Raw genomic sequence first — 17,886 nt, 5'->3', positions numbered from 1 at the left:
ATGAAATAGGCTGTTAAAAATGTATTACCAATAGCCTTGCAATGTTAAGACAAACCGTAAGAAATGTAACGGGAAAAAGAATTGTTGAAACTAAGCATAGCTAAAAAATGAAGATAATAATGATGATCTAGAATCTAGAATTGTAATGATAAATATTTCAATAGTTTTATATAATACTTCTTCAGAAGATATTAATAACTTTCTTTCTTCTTTCTCTCAGCTTAAACTAGAATTTAATCTTATTCTAGTTGACAACTCTGAAACAAACTCTCTGGAAAAATATTTTAAAGAGTTTAATTTTATTCAATATATACATAACCCTTCCAATCCAGGATTTGGTGCATCTCATAATATTGCTTTGAAAAAATCGTTGGAAGATATCAGGGTGAAATATCATTTCGTAGTTAACCCTGATGCTTATTTCAAAGGCGATGTAATTTCTGATATGATTAGTTATATGAATACTGATTCTGAAATAGGAATGCTTATGCCACAGATTCTGAATGAGGATGGGACAGTTCAGTTTCTTCCTAAGCTTTTGCCCTCTCCAATGAGTATCTTGCTTAGAAAGATCAAGTCTCCTTTTTTTATTTACAATGATTTTATTAATAAATATGAACTTAGATTTGTAGATCAATCTGAAATCTATAATGCGCCAATTCTTTCAGGTTGTTTTACATTGTTCAGATGTACTGCGTTAAAAGAAATTGGTCTCTATGATGACAGGTTTTTTATGTATTTTGAAGATTGGGACATCTCAAGAAGAATGCACAAAAAATATAAAACGATTTATTATCCAAAAGTATCTGTTTATCATAAATATGAATCTGGTGCTAATAAAAATAAAAAATTATTTAAAATTTTTCTAGCGTCAGCATATAGATATTTCTCAAAATGGGGATGGTTCTTTGACTTTGAAAGAACAAACGTAAATAAAGAAACAATATCACAATTCAAATGAAACTAATTACTCTTTTTCTGTTGACTATTTCATTGAGATTATATTCTCAACAATTAGTTTTGGCTTCAAACGGTACTTCAGCTTATCATATAGCCTTGGCTAATAGTGCAGATAATATTGAAAAACAGGCAGCACAAGAGTTTCAGAGAATATTTAAAGATATATCAGGAGTTACCCTGCCTATTGAAACCTCAGATTTTAAAAAAGAGAAAGAAATAAGAATAGGTAAGAATTCTGCTTTTGGGAATAATTTTAAGGTTGCAGAAGACGGGGTAGTGATTAAAGCATTGAGTAATAATCTCATTATATCAGGAGGAAACAGAAAAGGAGTGCTGTATGCGACATATACTTTTTTTGAAAATTATATGGGATATAAGGTTTATGCATTGGATGAAAAAGTGATACCTGTTAGTAAAAATGTTCAGATCCCGAATAATCTTAATTTTATTTACTCTCCTCCGTTTGAGTTCAGAACAGAATATTTTATTGAAAGTCAAGATAAGAATTATGCTGATTTTCATAAATTGAACTATTTTTTTGAAAATAGGTTATATTTTGCTCATTCATTTGGGTGGCTTCTTCCTGCGGATAAGTACTTTAAAACTAATCCAGAATTTTTTGCTTTAGTTAATGGTAAAAGAGACGCTTCTCAAATGTGTTTCAGTAGTGAAGGGGCAATACAAGAACTTATTAAAGTTCTGAAAGTGGAAATGTCACTTTCACCGAATAATGTTGTGTGGTCTGTAAGTCCACTAGACTCTCCCAATGTATGCCATTGTAATTTATGTGAAAAAAAATATTCAAATGGTGGGTTCACTGAAGCTATGATGTATTTTGTGAATAAAATTGCAATAGCCTTTCCTGATAAAATTATAAGTACATTGGCGTATAATCAGTCATTATATCCATCACCTAAGACGAAGCCGCAAAGTAATGTGGAGATAATGTTTTGTTATACCAATGTGGACAGAAGTAAACCCATTTCTTCTCCTGAAAATAAAGACGCAGCAAAATTCAGAGAATCGTTTAAGGAATGGAAAAAGCAGACCAATAATTTTTTTGTCTGGGATTACACGGTCAACTATTTCAATTCATTGTTTCCCTTTCCTAACATTTATACTCTCCAACCGAATCTGCAGTATTTTAAAACTTCAGGTGTTAAAAAAATATTTGAACAAGGAATTGGCCCTCAAAAAGGCGAATTTTCGGAGTTGAAGTCATATGTTTTAGCAAAACTTTTATGGAATCCTGAACTAGATGTTCAGACGTTAATTGATGATTTCTTGAAAAACTATTATGGTCCTGCATGGACAGATATGAAAAACTATATAAATACAGTTAATAATAGATTTCAGCAGTCAGGAGCATCTCTTGATGTTTACGCTAATCCCGTACAATATAAAGATGGTTATTTGAGTGATCAAAACATCAGAGATTACTATCAAATCTTGAAATCAGCCTTAAACAAGGTGAAAGGTAATAGCAAATTTGAAAAAAGAATAAAAAAAGAATTGTTATCCGTAGATTATGCCGTCTTGGAAATAGGTAGGAATGATCAAAAAAGATTCGATCAAATAGGAGGTGCTGGAATTCATAACAAAGCAAATACCTTTGTATCGGAAGCTAAATCAGTGGGGATAACTTTTCTTAGAAATGGAGAACTTACTAATGAGGAATATCAAAAACAAATTGAGCAAAAAACAGGTAAATAATTATTTAGTATTTTCCAAGATCAAAGAAAAATTTATTTTCAAAATCTGTTGAATTCATAAAGTTAGTAGCATAAGTTCCGGCACATAGTCCCCCGATAAAAGAATTACACTTAGAAAGTATATAAATTGAAGATAAGTATTCAATTCCTTTTAAATACCTATCATTTTCCCTGTTAAAAGAAGCTTCAAAAAGAAAATCAACATTGAGATCATCATAATATACTCTTTTATTTTCTAAGATTTTATTGGAAAATTTCTCTTTTAACTTATTAACCGCTGCTTTTTCTTCTGTAGCGATATATATATAATCAAATTCACCCCATTGAGCAATAAACTCTTCAATTTTACTGATAAATGTATCGATGTCGGGTTGTATGGGGTGTCCATAAGGCTTCATTTTTGTATAATCAGTTCCTCTATACAATAAACCAAGAACTTTTTTACCTTTTATAAGATTTATATATTCATCTTGAATGTAAGAATTTGCCTCATCGCTTAAATGAATGAAATTCTCATATATTTTTTTCCAGAATATGCTTTCATCCCGGTCGAAAACAGAATTGATAAAAGGAGATAATGGTTGCATTTTTGTTGGACTTAAAACATAATTGCCTGCTTTATAAATATCGTCTAAATTAGAATTTAAAGGCTGTTTAAAATAAAACTCCCAGGCATTCTTTTTTCCGAAATCTTCCTCATTTAAATAAATACTGTGAAAATTTTGCATATCGACTACGGGTATATATCCCTTTGCAATAGCATAAGCAATATGTCCTAAGAAAAGTGAAACATATGTTAAAAGGCCTATTGAAGAATTGTCTCTTCGTATTATGTAATAAGTTTTTTTTTCAGAAGATGAGGCTATCTTTTTTATATTTGCAATTGCAAGATCAAGTTCATCACTATTATGAAGTAGTTTTTTTACAATTTTTTTATATCTGTAATTTCTAATGTCATAAATTGATTCTAAATAAAAATGATATAATTCTTTTATATGTTTGTTCTTTCTAAGCAGATCTTTTAAGGTCATATTATGAATATGAAAAGTTAGGTATAGCGACAAATATACTGATTTGTAGTAGAAATAGGGTTAATATAAATATTTCTTTTTGCAGAATAATTTTTTGTTGGAATAAGATTTGCTATTTTTGGAACTTAAAATTAAGAATTTAATTAACAATGGAGGTTACAATTACTGGTGCTTCTGGGTTTGTAGGAAAAAATCTTTCAAATTTTTTAAAAGATAATAATTACAATATTCAAAATCTTTCATTAAGAAATAAATGGGAGATTAATAAAAACACAAAAACAATCATTCATCTCGCAGGTAAAGCTCATGATACGGCCAATACTTCCCAAGAGGAAGAATATTTAAAAGTAAATACAGAGCTGACTAAAAATCTTTTCGATGAGTTTCTGGACTCGAATATTAAGGACTTTATCTATTTCAGCAGTGTAAAAGCAACCGCAGATACAGTGAATGGAATTTTAGATGAAGAGAATATGTCAAATCCTCAGACTCATTATGGAAAATCTAAACTCTTTGCTGAAGAATATTTATTATCTAAAAATCTTCCTGAAGATAAAAGGTTGTTCATTATTCGTCCATGTATGATTCATGGTCCTGGAAATAAAGGAAATCTGAATCTTCTTTATAAGGTTGTAGAAAAAGGAATCCCTTGGCCATTAGCCGCTTTCGAAAATAAACGTTCTTTTTTAAGTATTGACAATTTAAATTTTTTAGTCTATGAAATACTTAAGAATAAAAATGTTCCTTCTGGAATTTATAATTTTGCTGATGATAGATCTATTTCTACAAATGATTTGATAAAAATTATAGGGAGGGCTTCAGGAAGGAAAAGTAGATTGTGGAAACTACCTTCCGGAATGATTTCTTCAGTTGCAAAATTAGGTGACATATTAAAACTGCCTTTAAATTCTGAAAGATTAAAAAAGCTAACTGAAAGCTATGAAGTCTCTAATGAAAAAATAAAACACGTTTTAGATATAAAAAACTTACCTGTTTCTGCAGAAGATGGTCTTCTTAAAACAATAAAAAGTTTTAAAAACAAATGATAGAATATATAGTAATAATAGTTATTTTATTTATCACAATGCTGATGTATTTTAAAATTGCAGATAAATACAATATCATAGATAAACCAAACCACAGGAGTGCCCACACACAGATCACTTTAAGAGGAGGAGGGATTATCTTTCCTATTGCATTTATTATCTTTGGATTGTTTAATTTCAATTTGATGATTGAGGAATATTGGTCTTTTGGCCTTGGAATTCTGGCAATATGTACAATAAGTTTTATTGATGATATTAGAACACTGTCAAATAAGATTAGGCTGTCTGTTCACCTTATTTCAGTTATTTTACTTCTGTATTTTACTGGTGCTTTTACTTTAATGCCTTTTTGGGTATGGCCTATATTATTTATATTAATAATAGGGACATTGAATGCATATAACTTTATGGATGGTATTAATGGGATGACAGGAATTTATAGTCTTGTAGCACTTGGTTCATTAGCCTATATAAATAAAGAGGTTGTCCAATTTACAGATCTTGATTTCATATATTATCCAATGCTTGCCTGTCTCGTATTTCTGTTTTTTAATTTCAGAAAGAAAGCAAAATGTTTTGCCGGTGATGTGGGAAGTATGGGGATCGGTTTCTGGGTAATTGGTCTTATAACACTTTTAATCATGAGAACAGGTGAATATAAATTTATCCTGCTCTTGGCAATCTATGGAATGGAAGTAGTACTTACCATCATTGAAAGAATAGTATTAAAAGAAAATATTTTCGAAGCTCATAGAAGACATTTATATCAGCTTTTTGCGAATGAAAAAAAAGTTTCCCATTTAGTAATCAGTAGTTTTTACGCTATTGTGCAATTATTCATAAATATATTTTTAATACATTCACACTTTCCAATTTGGGTAGTTGTATTAATTGTTTTTATTCCTATAGGTATTTTATATCTGGGATTGAAATTGAGTTTAAAAAAGAAGTATAATTTATAATATAATAAAACTTAAATATGAAAATAAGAGAAACTCCTTTAAAGGATTGTTATGTATTAGAACCAACTATTTTTGAAGATGACCGAGGATATTTTTTTGAAAAGTATAACGAGCAGAAATTCGAAGAACTGACTGGTATGAATGGTCATTTTGTTCAGGATAATATCTCAAAATCTTCTTACGGAGTGTTGAGAGGATTGCATTTACAGAAAGGAGAACATGCACAGGCAAAGCTAGTATCTTGTCTTGAAGGTAAAGTTTTTGATGTTGCAGTAGATCTTCGTAGAGATTCTCCTACTTTTGGACAGTGGTTTGGAATAGAGTTAACTCCAGAAAATAAACTTCAATTATATGTTCCAAGAGGTTTTGGACATGGTTTTTCGGTACTAAGTGAGACTGCTATATTTTCTTACAAGTGTGATAATTTTTATAATAAGGATTCTGAGGGAAGCGTAATATGGAATGATCTGGATCTAAATATTGACTGGAAATTACCTTTAGATATTATTCAGCTTTCAGAAAAAGATAAAAACCTACCAAAATTTACTGAAGGAAACTTTTAAACTAAGATATTAAAAACCACTTTATTAAAGTGGTTTTGTATTTTATAATCTATACTCTTTATTATTTCGTATCTTTGCAGACTCAAAATCAAAAAGATGCGCACAAAATCTGTAGGGAAGAAGAAAATCAATATTGTCACTCTTGGATGTTCCAAGAATGTATATGATTCTGAAGTATTAATGAGCCAGCTGAAAGCCAATGGAAAGGAAGTGGTACATGAAGACAAGGGAGATATTGTGGTAATCAATACATGTGGATTCATAGATAATGCAAAAGAAGAATCAATTAATACAATTCTTGATTATGTAGAGGCTAAAAACAGAGGTGAAGTTGAAAAGGTATTTGTTACAGGATGTCTTTCCGAAAGATATAAGCCTGATTTGATCAGAGAAATTCCCGATGTAGACCAATATTTTGGAACCAGAGATCTTCCGATCTTATTAAAACACCTGGGAGCAGATTATAAACATGAATTGGTAGGAGAAAGGCTTACTACCACTCCCAGACACTATGCTTATCTTAAAATATCTGAAGGATGTGACAGACCTTGTTCTTTCTGTGCAATTCCCTTGATGAGAGGTGGACACATTTCTACCCCCATTGAAAAATTAGTCCTTGAAGCGCAGAAACTGGCCAAAAAAGGAACAAAAGAACTGATCTTAATCGCTCAGGATTTGACGTATTATGGATTAGACCTCTATAAAAAACGTGCCCTTGGAGATTTATTAAAAGAATTAGTGAAAATAGACGGTATCGAATGGATTCGTCTTCATTATGCTTTTCCTAGCGGTTTCCCGGAAGATGTATTAGACATCATCAGAGAAGAACCTAAAGTATGTAATTATATAGATATTCCTCTTCAGCATATTAACTCTGATTTGTTGAAATCAATGAAAAGAGGGACTACGCATGAAAAAACCAATGCCCTGCTATCAAAATTCAGAGAGAAAGTTCCTGATATGGCTATCAGAACAACCCTGATCGTAGGATATCCTGGAGAAACTCAGGAAAGATTCCAGGAATTGAAAGATTGGGTAAAAGAACAGAAATTTGACAGATTAGGATGCTTTACCTATTCCCACGAAGAGAATACTACCGCTCATGTATTGGAGGATGATATTCCTCAGGAAGTAAAAGAATCAAGAGTGGAAGAAATTATGGAACTGCAGTCTCAGATTTCTTGGGAAAAGAATCAGGAAAAAATTGGTAAAATTTTTAAATGCGTTTTTGACAGAAAAGAAGGTAATTATTTCATTGGCAGAACAGAGTATGACTCTCCGGATGTTGACAATACCGTTATGGTTTCAGCTGAGGAAACCTACATCTCTATTGGTGAATTTGCCAACGTAAAAATAACTTCTGCTGAAGAATTTGATTTATATGGGGAATTAGTATAATTAATACTTTATCGTTGTTAAGTTTTAAACAATAAAGTAAATAAATTTAGTTTGACTGAAATATATTAAGAAAATTTAATGTCTTACTTTTTTTTATCAAAATTCATACTCTATTGTTATTTAGTGAGTTGTGGTTTTGGTGACTAATGTTAATTATTTTTTTTGTATAAAACGTACGTAATATGAAATTATATCTTAAATTTGCACTATAAACAATATTCTAAAATTATATACTTCAGTTTAGGTGTGTGCTCAAATTCAATCAGATAGAATGTAACTTGTTTGTTTATAGATAGATTTGAATATGCACAAGTTGGAATATATTTCCCATTTTAAAATATTGATGAAAAAAAAATGTAATTAAAATCTTTAAAAACTTATGAAAAAATTTTTATTAACAGCGACTATGTTAGTCGGATTTGCGGCGCTTTCTCAGGCTCAGCAAGGGCGTGTTGGTATTAACACACAGTCACCTGCAGCTACTTTAGATGTTGTAGCCACTACAACAGATAATACTAGACCTGATGCGCTATTGGTCCCTCGTATGACAAGAGCACAATTGTATGGTAAAGATCCAGTTTACCTTGCAGCTCAAGATGGTGCTTTGGTTTTTGTAAATACCATTGATGGTACTGCTACGGCTAAAACAGTAAATGTGACAGCATCAGGATTCTATTATTATGATGGTAGATCAACCAACACGTGGATTGCTGTTGGTGGAGGAGGTGCAGTTGCGGCTCCTAGTTTTAGAACAATTAGCTCTGGTAGTACAGCAGCTATTTTGGCAACTGATGTAGGTAATTGTGTTATCCTTAATGCAACTACTATTTCTACTGTTACTTTACCAACCCCTACTGCTGCTATGGCAGGAAAAACAATTAAGATTTTTGAAGCTACTGGTGGAACTGGTCCAACTATTTCAAGTACTGATTATAAATCAACAGGTGCAGGTGTAATAGTTAATGCAACAGGTATTAGTTTAATTACTGATGGTATTTCGTGGTTTAGTGATAGTCTTCAATAATTTTAATAAAATAAATAACAGATATGAAAAATTATAATTTTTTAAAGGCTGGTCTAGCATTTGTTACTGCTTTAGCTTTTAATGTTAATTCCCAAGCTCAAATTAAAGCTAATCAAACTGTAGCTAATGCTTCCATTAATAATAGTACAGCATTTTTAGATGCTTCAAGTTCTACTACATGGAATGGAAGTTCTACTTTAGGTAAAGGTATTTTGTTCCCTAGAACAGATTTAACTCAATTAGTACTAACTAATAATGGTAGTTATTTACCTGCAAATAACCCTAACAGGTTTGATGGTATAATTGTTTATAATACAGGTACAGGTAATACTCCTGGTACTGGATCTGGAATTGGAGGGCAGGCTGTAGTGCCAGGTTTCTATTATTTTTCAAATCCAGGTAGCCCGACAGCTACTACTACAGGTCAGTGGTTACCAGTGGGAACAAGTCCAAAAATAAGTATAGGTACTGCTGAAACACTTACAAATACATCTATAGGTAATGCTCCTATATATGCTATCAAAGGAACTTTTGCAGCTACTGGAAGTTCAACAGCGGTGAATATCCCTTCACCAACTGGTATGACGGGTATGTATGGAATTACAATCTATAAAACAGGTACTAATGTAGTATATGACAGAAGTTTATACTCTTATACATTAGGTACTTCAGCAGGAAATGCAATTACAGGATCTCCTAGTATGTCTGTAGTGTATCCGTCTGGAACATACGATTATGTATTAGAATATTTAAAGTAAGATTGTATCTTTATAATATATAGAAGCCAATGATTAATCATTGGCTTTTTTGTTTTACCATCTTAGCAAAAACTCATGATCAAATCTTTGGACTAATCATTTAAGAAACTCTCCTCTGTAAACAAGTAGTATATATGGGAGTTGAAAAAATATAGGAACATCTCATTAAAATAACTAGAATGCTTATATGCTGTATTTATGTGTTTCAGATCAAGGGATTTTAATTGTGTAAAGTAAATATCTTGGATACTAGTTCTATTTTGAATTAAGCTAGCATATCCAGACCAGAAAACTTTCTGGAATAACCTCTAAAGATGATTGAATTAGCTCGTATGAAAATAGCTCAGAAGAATAGGTGTATTTTAATCACAGGATTAAAGCTGCAAAATTTGAATGGACGATCAAACGATAGAAATGAAATTTTTGTCAGAAATCGATAGGAAAAAATTAGATTAAGTATAATAAATTAAGGCCGGATTTAAAAATGGAGACAAAAAACACCAAATTAATTCGACACTTTAGCATAAAAAATTAATGAATTTTGAAAAAAGATCTATTATTTATAAATATGAAAATGTAATTAATGTAAAAACAGCTCGTTAAGGAAATTATTTATATTAACAATCATAGCATAACACTTATTTTATTTGTATTCTGGAATATCCAAAAATGCGGTTTGACAAAGGTGAAACAGGTTTTTAAAGATAAATGTAAGCCGACCCACAAGTAGTAATAATCTTAAAATTTATCTTGTAAAAGAATTTTAGAATCGGATTTTTGGCTAAATTTAAATTTTGATAACGTGTTGATTTTCAGTATTTTGATATTTTTGTTTTTTCTAAAAATAACTCAATTTGTTAATTTCGTTAACGTTTTGCTTATATTTTTAACGTTATTTAACAATGTGGTCTAAAAAGCCTATTGGTAAGGAGTTACAAGGTTCGTTAACATATAATTAAGGTTTTGTTAACGATTTTTAACAAATTGAGTAGGGACTTAAGAAGATTCCTGATACATTTGTCCCGTCAAAACCAATAAAAGTTCAAAATGATGAAAAGATTCATTCTCGTAATCATAATGATGATTTCAACGCTAGGTATTTATTCTTTCAAAAATAATGCCGTAGATGCGAAAAAAACAAGTTATGCATCGTACTACCACGATAAATTTAACGGTAGAAAAACAGCCAGCGGCGAGATCTTTGATAATTCAAAGCTTACCGCAGCAAATAGAACGCTTCCTTTTGGGACTAACATTAGAGTTACCAATTTGAACAATGGAAAAGAGGTTATAGTGAGGATAAATGATAGAGGGCCTTTCCATTCATCAAGAGCATTAGATATTTCTAAAGCCGCGTTCGATGAAATCGGAAATACCGATCACGGTACGATTCCGGTAGAATATGAAATTGTCGATTAATTTATGATTTTAAATTAAAAAAAGCCAGCTGATTCAGCTGGCTTTTTTATTTTCATTTATACATCTAATTCTACCAAAGCAGGACAGTGGTCAGAATGCACCGCTTCTTTTAAAATAACGGCTCTGGTAAGCTTATCCTTTAAAGTATATGATGCGAAGGTATAATCTAGCCTCCAGCCTTTGTTTTTCGCTCTGGAATTCTGCCGGTAACTCCACCAGGTATAGTTATCAGGCTCGTTATTAAAAAACCTGAAACTGTCGATCAATTCGCATTCTTCGATAAAGTTGGTCATCCATTCCCTTTCCATCGGTAAAAAGCCGGAAACATTCTTTAAGCGGATGGGATCATGAATATCAATAGCCTGATGACAGATGTTGAAATCTCCGGAAATGATAAGGTTTGGAATTTCTTTCTTCAATTCTTTTATATAGGCTAAAAAATCATGGCAAAACTGCATCTTGAAATCCAGCCTTTCAATATTGGAAGCAGAGGGGACATACACTGAAATAGCAGAATATCCATCAAAATCCGCACGGATGATTCTCCCTTCATTATCATAGCTTTCAATACCGCATCCAAATTCTACATGGTTAGGCTTTATTTTAGAGGCTATTCCTACGCCGCTGTATCCTTTTCTAACAGCAGAATGCCAATAACTGTGATACCCAAGTTTTTCGAGGCTTTCGATGTCAATCTGATCGTTTCCGGCTTTGCTTTCCTGAATACAGATAATATCAGGATCCGCTGTTTTTAACCAGCCTAAAAAATCTTTAGTAAAAGCAGCTCTGATGCCGTTGACGTTATAAGTAATTAATTTCATTAGTCTTTTATAAAAAATTTAAAATTCTCATTATATTTTGAGGGGATAAACGCTGTGATTTCATAATCTGCCATTTGATGAATATAAAAAGGATCTTCCCTGATGATCATTTCTATTTCACTTTTTGATTCCGCATTGGCAATAATAATTCCTCCCGTTCTCGGTTCCTTCCTTCCGGAAGCAATGAACAGTCCTAAATCATAATATTTTTGAAGAAAGGCATTGTGTTCTGGAATCAGGGATTCAACATGATCTATGGAAACTTTGTAGGTAAGTGAAATAATATACATTGCGTTTTTTCTACGAAGATATAAACTCTTCAAGACTATAGAAAAAAAGAAGCGGAAAAGATCAACTGATCTTTTCCGCTTCTTATGTAATGAAGTAACCTTACAGACTATTTAGGTTCTAAAACACTGAAAGGAATAATACACTCTTCCAGTGAGATGCCACCATGCTGGTAGGTTTCTTTATAGTAGTTCACAAAGTGATTGTAATTCTTTGGATAGGCAAGGAAAATATTGTTCTTCGCAAAAATATATTTTGAGCTCAGATTTCCTTTAGGCAAAAATAGCTTTTCAGGATTCGTAACCGCCCAAACATCACTGGTGTCATATGTTAAGCTTTTTCCGGTTTTATAACGGATATTGGTAGAGGTTTCTCTGTCTCCCACCACTTTACTTGGCTTTTTAACGTATACTGTTCCATGATCGGTAGTGATCACCAGTTTATATCCGCTTTCTGCCGCTGCCTTAATGATCTTGATAATGGATGAATTCTCAAACCAGTTATAAGTAAGTGATCTGAACGTTTTATCATCACGAATCAGCTGATCTACAATATGGTTATCTGTTTTAGCATGAGAAAGAATATCAATGAAGTTATACACAATCACCAATAGATCATTGTTCTTGTGCTGGTTAAAATCATCGTAGATTTTTCTTTCAAAATCAGCATTCAGGACTTTAAGATATTTCATTGACTTAGATCCCAAGCCAATTCTTTTCATCTGATCTTCCAGAAAATCACGTTCAAATTCGTTTTTATTTCCCTCTTCATTATCGTTGAACCATTTTTCAGGGAAACGTTTTTCTATTTCAGAGGGCATCAAGCCCGCAAAAAATGAATTTCTTGCATATTGTGTAGCCGTAGGAAGAATACTGTAATAATAATCCTCTGAAACTTTATTGTAATATTTGGTAAATAAAGGCTCTATCACTTTCCATTGATCGTAACGCAGATTGTCTACCATCAATAAAAGAACTTTCTCTTTTTCTACTTCCGGTTTTACCTTTTCTTTGAAAAGCGTGTGGCTCATCAGGGGTTTTTCAGAATCCGTAAGCCATCCTTCGTAATTATTTTCAACGAATTTTGCGAACTGTATATTGGCTTCTTCTTTTTGTGACTGTAAAAGATCGGCAAACTCATTATCTGCCACTTTATCAAATTTAATCTCCCAGCTTAAGATCTTCTTATAATATTCCGCCCAATCCTGATACGTTCTTAAATAAGATAGCTCAAGAGACAGGTTTCTGAATTCCTGCTGGTATTGTAAAATTGTTTTCTGTTCTACAAGATTGTCTTCCTGAAGGTTTTTCTTTAACGACAACAGGATTTGGTTGGGATTTACAGGCTTTAAAATATAGTCTGCAATCTGAGACCCGATAGCCTCTTCCATAATATGTTCTTCCTCACTTTTCGTTACCATTACGATTTTCAGAGAATTATCTTTCTCTTTAATCATAGGAATCGCTTCAAGCCCGGAAATTCCAGGCATATTTTCATCAATAAGGGTTAAGGCGAACTTTTCTGAATCCATTAGTTCTAATGCCTCATTCACGTTGTTAACAGGGGTTACCTGATAACCTTTTTTTTCTAGAAACACGATGTGGGGCTTAAGTAAATCTATTTCATCATCTATCCATAATATCTTTTCCGACATAATTTATTTTTTACATGGTTATAGTATCAAAATGTTGACCAAATCTTTCAAAAATCTCCTAAAATAGGGGAATAAAAGGTTAAATATTAGTTAAATAAAACTGACGCGGTAGAATCAACATAATTCACCATGAAGATACCACATTTAAAGGATACAGAATAAGTTTTTTTTCGGAAAATGCATAAGACAAATTACCTCTTTTAAAGATATAGGATAAGGGTTATACATCTGACTTTTCAGTCTGAATTCAAAAAGTTACTTTCCGGTTCTGATATATTCCAACGCCCTTTCCAAAACTTCATCTTTTCCTTCCTGCAATCCTTTCACTGTCGGCTGTATATAAATATCAGGAATAATTCCTGTTCGCTGCGTTTCCATTCTATTCGGATAATAGGCTCCAATACCGGTAAAACTAGTTTTAAGACCGGCTATATTAAAAGTGATTACATCTCCGTTGGCTCCGGAAGTATAGCTTCCTATGACTTTTGATCTGGGATGCTGTTTCAGCATCATGGTGGTGGTTTCTGCCTGACTTTGGGTGTTTTCGTCTGCTAAAATCACCACATTTCCTTTATAGTAATCAGGATTATGCAGGCCGATGCTGTTTTTCCGGCTGTAAAATTTCCCGGGATATTTGCCATCAGGGAAATTAAATTGATAATAAATCGAGTTTTCAGGAAGGATAAGCCTGCTTAAAGGAATAATGGTTTGCTTGGGATAATTTCTCAAATCGAAAATGATGGATTCTGCAGTTCTTAAATTCCGGTACATCTCCTCAAGGTTATCTCTTTCAATAATTCCCATGTTGACATATCCAATCTTCTTTTCAGGATCTATAAATTTCCATTTTTCAGGTAAAGCCTTCTTTTCACTAATGATATCACGAGGGAGATAGGTTTTTGCCTTTACCGATAAATTCTGTCCGTTTCTCTCTAATCGTAGCTCCAAAGAATCTTTGTTTGAAAAAAGAAACAGGCTTTTCGCTTTTTTTATTTTTCCCCAGGAATTGGAGGCCGGAATATATTTCCCAAAGCTGTTTACCATCTGCGGAATGGTTTTTCCGTCAACACTATAAATAACATCTCCTATTTTCAAAGGAATTTCTTCTTGATATTGAATACCATTGATCTTGGTAACCACTAACTTTCCTTCAGCATATGAATATTCTACAGGAATTTTTCTTCTTCCATACTGATTCATGCTGATGAGTGGTGAAAATAAAAAAGCATGGGAGTCATCTGTTTTTGTCACCAGCTCTGCCAGGATCAGATGATACTGTACATCGTCAGTACTGTTGAGGAATTTCGGGATCATTTCTGTCAGAACATCATTCCAGTTTTGATCTGTCTTGTATTTGTAGGGAAAAAAATATTCAACCAGATTCCAGTATCTGAATAATTCTAAAAGGCTGATGGATGTTGAAGTAAATTTGGTGCTGTAAGAATTTTCATTTCTGAAAAACACTTTTCTTTCACTTATTCCAAAATAATAAGGCTCCTCGATATTCCGGTTGTTTTGGATGTAATGAAGTTTTTGGCTGACTTCTTTCGTGAAAAGATCATCATGATCAATCCAGCTTAGATCAAAATTTTTCAGGAATTCTGTTTTTGGTGCTGCTAAAGTACATTTTGCACATTCTTCAACGTTTCCAAGGCTATCAATCCAAAGAGAATACAGTTCATTTAATTGCGTTTTATCATTAATTTTTTCAAGTTCATTAATCTTTTGAATAAGCTGCTGATCCCAATTAAAATTTCCCTTTGCTACATTGGGATGATAATACTTTAAAAATCCCCAGACTTTACAAAGCGATTCCAACTTTTGAGTCTCAGAAATAGATTGCGCAGAAAAAGAAGTAAAACTTACCAGAAAAAGAATGATAAAAGAGAAGCTTCTCATTAAAATAATGGGTTATTAAAACAAAGATAAAGGTAAAGCCATTAATCCAACAAAAAGTTGAATGGTTATGGTACTGTGAAAAATTTTATATTTTCAGAAGTTATAGACGATTTTTATTTTCTCTTTAATAAAGGATGGTTGGTTTCATTTCGTACCACTTCAAAGTGAGGGAGATCATCAAAAAGTTTTGATAAAGTAGAATAGCCATACGTTCTGGAGTCAAAACTCGGGTCTATTTTTCTGATATTGGTGCCAAGGGTGGAAATAAATGCCATATCATTTTCGTTGGCGGAAATTTCAAATGCTTTTAAAATTGTTTCTTCATCATTCGGCGATAAGAAACTTTGAAACTGAGGATTTTTAGCACTCGAAGCCTCTTTTTTCTGTTTGCCTGCCGCTTTATTTTCTTTCTCTTTTTGACCGTCTGCTTTGGCGTCTTTCCGTATTTTGGGAGAAATGTTTTCAGTATAGGTAAATATATCGCATGATTTCACAAAAGCTTCCGGGGTTTTCTTTTCCCCGATGCCCATTACAAAAAGCCCTTCCTCACGGATTCTCTTGGCAAGGCCTGTGTAATCGCTGTCACTTGAAACGATACAGAAACCTTCCACACTTTTTCCGTGCAGAATATCCATCGCATCTATAATCATCGCTCCATCCGTTGAGTTTTTTCCGCTGGTATAAGAGAATTTTTGAATAGGATTAATGGAATAGAGATTCACAAGCTCTTTCCAGGAATTCATACTTTGGGAAGTCCAGTCACCATAAATTCTTCTGATGGTCGCTTTGCCGTATTTGGAAACTTCTTCAATTGTTTCTTTTAATAATTTAGCCTGAGCATTATCACCATCGATAAGAATAGCGATATTAAATTTTTTGTCACTCATAAGTGGGGTGTTTTGTGAAACAATGAAGGTATATTTCGGTGTTTAGTAATTTATAAAATTTAATATACTCAAATTTTATGAGATGAGTAGGATTTTTCTGTTAAATTTTATCATTTCTGATTAATTACAGGATAATTGTGAACAAAAATTAAATAATGCTAAAAATTAATTTCCCTAAATTTGTGTATTAATATGGACTTTCAATGCAGAATAAGCTTAAAATCATCAACGATCCCGTTCACGGATTCATCAAAATCCCTCACGAAATTTTATTCGATATCATCGAGCACCCTTATTTTCAAAGACTGAGAAGAATTTCTCAAACCGGATTATTAAACCTTATTTTTCCGGGTGCAACCCATACAAGATTTCATCATGCGTTAGGAGCAATGCACCTGATGTTTACTGCGTTGGAAACCTTACGACAAAAGGGAATTAAAATATCGGAAGAAGAGGAAAAAGGGGCAATGCTGGCAATTTTAATGCACGATATCGGCCACGGGCCCTTTTCCCATGCACTGGAAAGTATGCTGATGGACGACTGGCATCATGAAAATTTATCGCTTTTGCTGATGAACAGGCTGAATGATGAGTTTAAGGGTGAACTGTCATTGGCTATTGAAATGTTTCAGGGTAAATACCACAGGAAATTTTTTAATCAGCTTATTTCTTCTCAGTTGGATGTGGACCGGTTGGATTATTTAAACCGCGACAGCTTTTTTACAGGCGTATCAGAAGGGAATATCAATACCCAAAGAATTATCTCTATGATGAATGTCTGTGACGAAGGAGAATTGGTGATTGATGCAAAAGGAATTTACTCCATTGAGAACTTTTTGGCAGCAAGAATGTTCATGTACTGGCAGGTATATTACCATAAAACCTCCGCTTTGGCAGAATTTATTCTGGTTAAAATCTTAGAAAGAGCAAAATATTTAGTCTCACAGGGAATCGATCTGCCGGCAACGGAAAATCTGAAATATTTCTTATACCGCGGGAAAAGTTCAGCAACGGATGAAGATGTAGAAAGATTTACGCAGCTTGATGATAATGATGTCATTCAGGCGATGAAAGTATGGCAGAATTCAGACGATTTTATTTTGTCTTATTGGTGTAAATGTGTGATCCAGAGAAACCTTCCCAAAACAATTGTTTCATCGCATCAGTTTGAAAAAGAATTCATTGAAGAAAAAATAATGAAGACGAATGAATTTTTTGGAATTGATAACGGGGCTGAATTGGTACACGAGATCAAAAGAAAACTTCTTCCGTATGATACAGAAAAACAGCCTATTTATCTGCTGCAAAAAAATGGCAAAAAAATACGATTGGAAGAGTCTGAAGATCAGCTTTTATCTGGATTGATGGTGAATAAAACAGTAAGATATATCTTAACTTTCCCCAGAGAAATCTTTAAAATAAATTCTTAAATAATATTAAAATTTACGATCCAAAACTAAAAAA

General features: G+C 32.7%; 16 protein-coding genes. 10 read left to right on the top strand and 6 right to left on the bottom strand.

All coding sequences use genetic code 11. The features are described from left to right. Nucleotides 1–145 precede the first annotated feature (145 nt). Both SB679_RS12745 and SB679_RS12740 read left to right on the top strand, forming a co-directional pair. Nucleotides 146–961: a glycosyltransferase gene (locus SB679_RS12745; RefSeq protein ID WP_410702702.1), complete on the top strand. Its 816-nt coding sequence runs from the start codon at nucleotides 146–148 to the stop codon at nucleotides 959–961. Continuing rightward, entirely contained in the window at nucleotides 958–2,673 is a 1,716-nt protein-coding gene (locus SB679_RS12740; protein ID WP_410702701.1) for a DUF4838 domain-containing protein, read from the top strand. The genes SB679_RS12745 and SB679_RS12740 overlap by 4 nt, the downstream gene beginning before the upstream one ends. A 4-nt stretch (nucleotides 2,674–2,677) precedes the next feature. On the opposite strand, the gene SB679_RS12735 is transcribed toward SB679_RS12740, so the two are convergent. After that, a complete protein-coding gene (locus tag SB679_RS12735; protein WP_410702700.1) occupies nucleotides 2,678–3,703 on the bottom strand; it encodes a hypothetical protein in 1,026 nt (341 codons plus the stop codon). Between the two features lie 149 nt (nucleotides 3,704–3,852). Between SB679_RS12735 and SB679_RS12730 the strand changes: the two genes are divergently transcribed. The 7 genes from SB679_RS12730 to SB679_RS12700 all read left to right on the top strand — a co-directional run bounded on the left by SB679_RS12730 (nucleotide 3,853) and on the right by SB679_RS12700 (nucleotide 10,873). After that, entirely contained in the window at nucleotides 3,853–4,749 is an 897-nt protein-coding gene (locus SB679_RS12730; RefSeq protein ID WP_410702699.1) for an NAD-dependent epimerase/dehydratase family protein, read from the top strand. Beyond that, nucleotides 4,746–5,711 (top strand): MraY family glycosyltransferase, encoded by a 966-nt coding sequence (locus SB679_RS12725; RefSeq protein WP_410702698.1) that lies wholly within the window; start codon nucleotides 4,746–4,748, stop codon nucleotides 5,709–5,711. Before SB679_RS12730 ends, SB679_RS12725 begins: the two co-directional genes overlap by 4 nt. Before the next feature lie 17 nt (nucleotides 5,712–5,728). After that, on the top strand, nucleotides 5,729–6,274 hold the full coding sequence (gene rfbC / locus SB679_RS12720; RefSeq protein ID WP_410702697.1) for a dTDP-4-dehydrorhamnose 3,5-epimerase: 546 nt from the start codon (nucleotides 5,729–5,731) through the stop codon (nucleotides 6,272–6,274). Nucleotides 6,275–6,370: 96 nt separating this feature from the next. Next, the gene (gene rimO / locus SB679_RS12715; RefSeq protein WP_410702696.1) at nucleotides 6,371–7,672 is read left to right on the top strand and encodes a 30S ribosomal protein S12 methylthiotransferase RimO; all 1,302 of its coding nucleotides are present in this window, start codon (nucleotides 6,371–6,373) and stop codon (nucleotides 7,670–7,672) included. A 379-nt stretch (nucleotides 7,673–8,051) separates the two neighbouring features. After that, complete coding sequence (locus tag SB679_RS12710; RefSeq protein ID WP_410702695.1) at nucleotides 8,052–8,696, top strand: hypothetical protein; 645 nt, start codon at nucleotides 8,052–8,054, stop codon at nucleotides 8,694–8,696. A 23-nt stretch (nucleotides 8,697–8,719) separates the two neighbouring features. Further along, a complete protein-coding gene (locus SB679_RS12705) occupies nucleotides 8,720–9,454 on the top strand; it encodes a hypothetical protein (RefSeq protein ID WP_410702694.1) in 735 nt (244 codons plus the stop codon). A gap of 1,047 nt (nucleotides 9,455–10,501) precedes the next feature. Then, nucleotides 10,502–10,873, top strand: coding sequence for a septal ring lytic transglycosylase RlpA family protein (locus SB679_RS12700; protein ID WP_410702693.1), 372 nt, complete (start codon nucleotides 10,502–10,504; stop codon nucleotides 10,871–10,873). A gap of 56 nt (nucleotides 10,874–10,929) precedes the next feature. Here SB679_RS12700 and SB679_RS12695 read toward each other — a convergent pair whose 3' ends face one another. The 5 genes from SB679_RS12695 to SB679_RS12675 form a co-directional block, all read right to left on the bottom strand. Then, nucleotides 10,930–11,694, bottom strand: a complete 765-nt coding sequence (locus SB679_RS12695; RefSeq protein WP_410702692.1) for an exodeoxyribonuclease III — start codon at nucleotides 11,692–11,694, stop codon at nucleotides 10,930–10,932. After that, on the bottom strand, nucleotides 11,694–11,984 hold the full coding sequence (locus SB679_RS12690) for a YciI family protein (protein WP_410702691.1): 291 nt from the start codon (nucleotides 11,982–11,984) through the stop codon (nucleotides 11,694–11,696). Before SB679_RS12690 ends, SB679_RS12695 begins: the two co-directional genes overlap by 1 nt. 107 nt (nucleotides 11,985–12,091) lie before the next feature. Next, entirely contained in the window at nucleotides 12,092–13,636 is a 1,545-nt protein-coding gene (locus SB679_RS12685) for a bifunctional response regulator/alkaline phosphatase family protein (RefSeq protein ID WP_034710049.1), read from the bottom strand. A 255-nt stretch (nucleotides 13,637–13,891) separates the two neighbouring features. Further along, nucleotides 13,892–15,535: a S41 family peptidase gene (locus SB679_RS12680; RefSeq protein WP_410702690.1), complete on the bottom strand. Its 1,644-nt coding sequence runs from the start codon at nucleotides 15,533–15,535 to the stop codon at nucleotides 13,892–13,894. A gap of 113 nt (nucleotides 15,536–15,648) precedes the next feature. Next, nucleotides 15,649–16,422 (bottom strand): NYN domain-containing protein, encoded by a 774-nt coding sequence (locus SB679_RS12675; protein WP_410702689.1) that lies wholly within the window; start codon nucleotides 16,420–16,422, stop codon nucleotides 15,649–15,651. Between the two features lie 203 nt (nucleotides 16,423–16,625). On the opposite strand from SB679_RS12675, the gene SB679_RS12670 reads away from it, so the two are divergent. Further along, the gene (locus SB679_RS12670) at nucleotides 16,626–17,852 is read left to right on the top strand and encodes an HD domain-containing protein (RefSeq protein ID WP_410702688.1); all 1,227 of its coding nucleotides are present in this window, start codon (nucleotides 16,626–16,628) and stop codon (nucleotides 17,850–17,852) included. Nucleotides 17,853–17,886: the final 34 nt, after the last annotated feature.

Origin of the sequence: Chryseobacterium sp. SIMBA_029 (assembly GCF_046535275.1) — a bacterium.
Classification (GTDB): domain Bacteria; phylum Bacteroidota; class Bacteroidia; order Flavobacteriales; family Weeksellaceae; genus Chryseobacterium.
Note: the sequence above shows the minus strand (reverse complement) of the source record. Positions and strands in the feature narration are given on the sequence as shown.

Coding starts and splice junctions, on each gene's coding strand:
- SB679_RS12745 (WP_410702702.1), top strand. CDS start 146: ATGATAAATATTTCAATAGTTTTATATAATACTTCTTCAGAAGATATT.
- SB679_RS12740 (WP_410702701.1), top strand. CDS start 958: ATGAAACTAATTACTCTTTTTCTGTTGACTATTTCATTGAGATTATAT.
- SB679_RS12735 (WP_410702700.1), bottom strand. CDS start 3,703: ATGACCTTAAAAGATCTGCTTAGAAAGAACAAACATATAAAAGAATTA.
- SB679_RS12730 (WP_410702699.1), top strand. CDS start 3,853: ATGGAGGTTACAATTACTGGTGCTTCTGGGTTTGTAGGAAAAAATCTT.
- SB679_RS12725 (WP_410702698.1), top strand. CDS start 4,746: ATGATAGAATATATAGTAATAATAGTTATTTTATTTATCACAATGCTG.
- rfbC (WP_410702697.1), top strand. CDS start 5,729: ATGAAAATAAGAGAAACTCCTTTAAAGGATTGTTATGTATTAGAACCA.
- rimO (WP_410702696.1), top strand. CDS start 6,371: ATGCGCACAAAATCTGTAGGGAAGAAGAAAATCAATATTGTCACTCTT.
- SB679_RS12710 (WP_410702695.1), top strand. CDS start 8,052: ATGAAAAAATTTTTATTAACAGCGACTATGTTAGTCGGATTTGCGGCG.
- SB679_RS12705 (WP_410702694.1), top strand. CDS start 8,720: ATGAAAAATTATAATTTTTTAAAGGCTGGTCTAGCATTTGTTACTGCT.
- SB679_RS12700 (WP_410702693.1), top strand. CDS start 10,502: ATGATGAAAAGATTCATTCTCGTAATCATAATGATGATTTCAACGCTA.
- SB679_RS12695 (WP_410702692.1), bottom strand. CDS start 11,694: ATGAAATTAATTACTTATAACGTCAACGGCATCAGAGCTGCTTTTACT.
- SB679_RS12690 (WP_410702691.1), bottom strand. CDS start 11,984: ATGTATATTATTTCACTTACCTACAAAGTTTCCATAGATCATGTTGAA.
- SB679_RS12685 (WP_034710049.1), bottom strand. CDS start 13,636: ATGTCGGAAAAGATATTATGGATAGATGATGAAATAGATTTACTTAAG.
- SB679_RS12680 (WP_410702690.1), bottom strand. CDS start 15,535: ATGAGAAGCTTCTCTTTTATCATTCTTTTTCTGGTAAGTTTTACTTCT.
- SB679_RS12675 (WP_410702689.1), bottom strand. CDS start 16,422: ATGAGTGACAAAAAATTTAATATCGCTATTCTTATCGATGGTGATAAT.
- SB679_RS12670 (WP_410702688.1), top strand. CDS start 16,626: ATGCAGAATAAGCTTAAAATCATCAACGATCCCGTTCACGGATTCATC.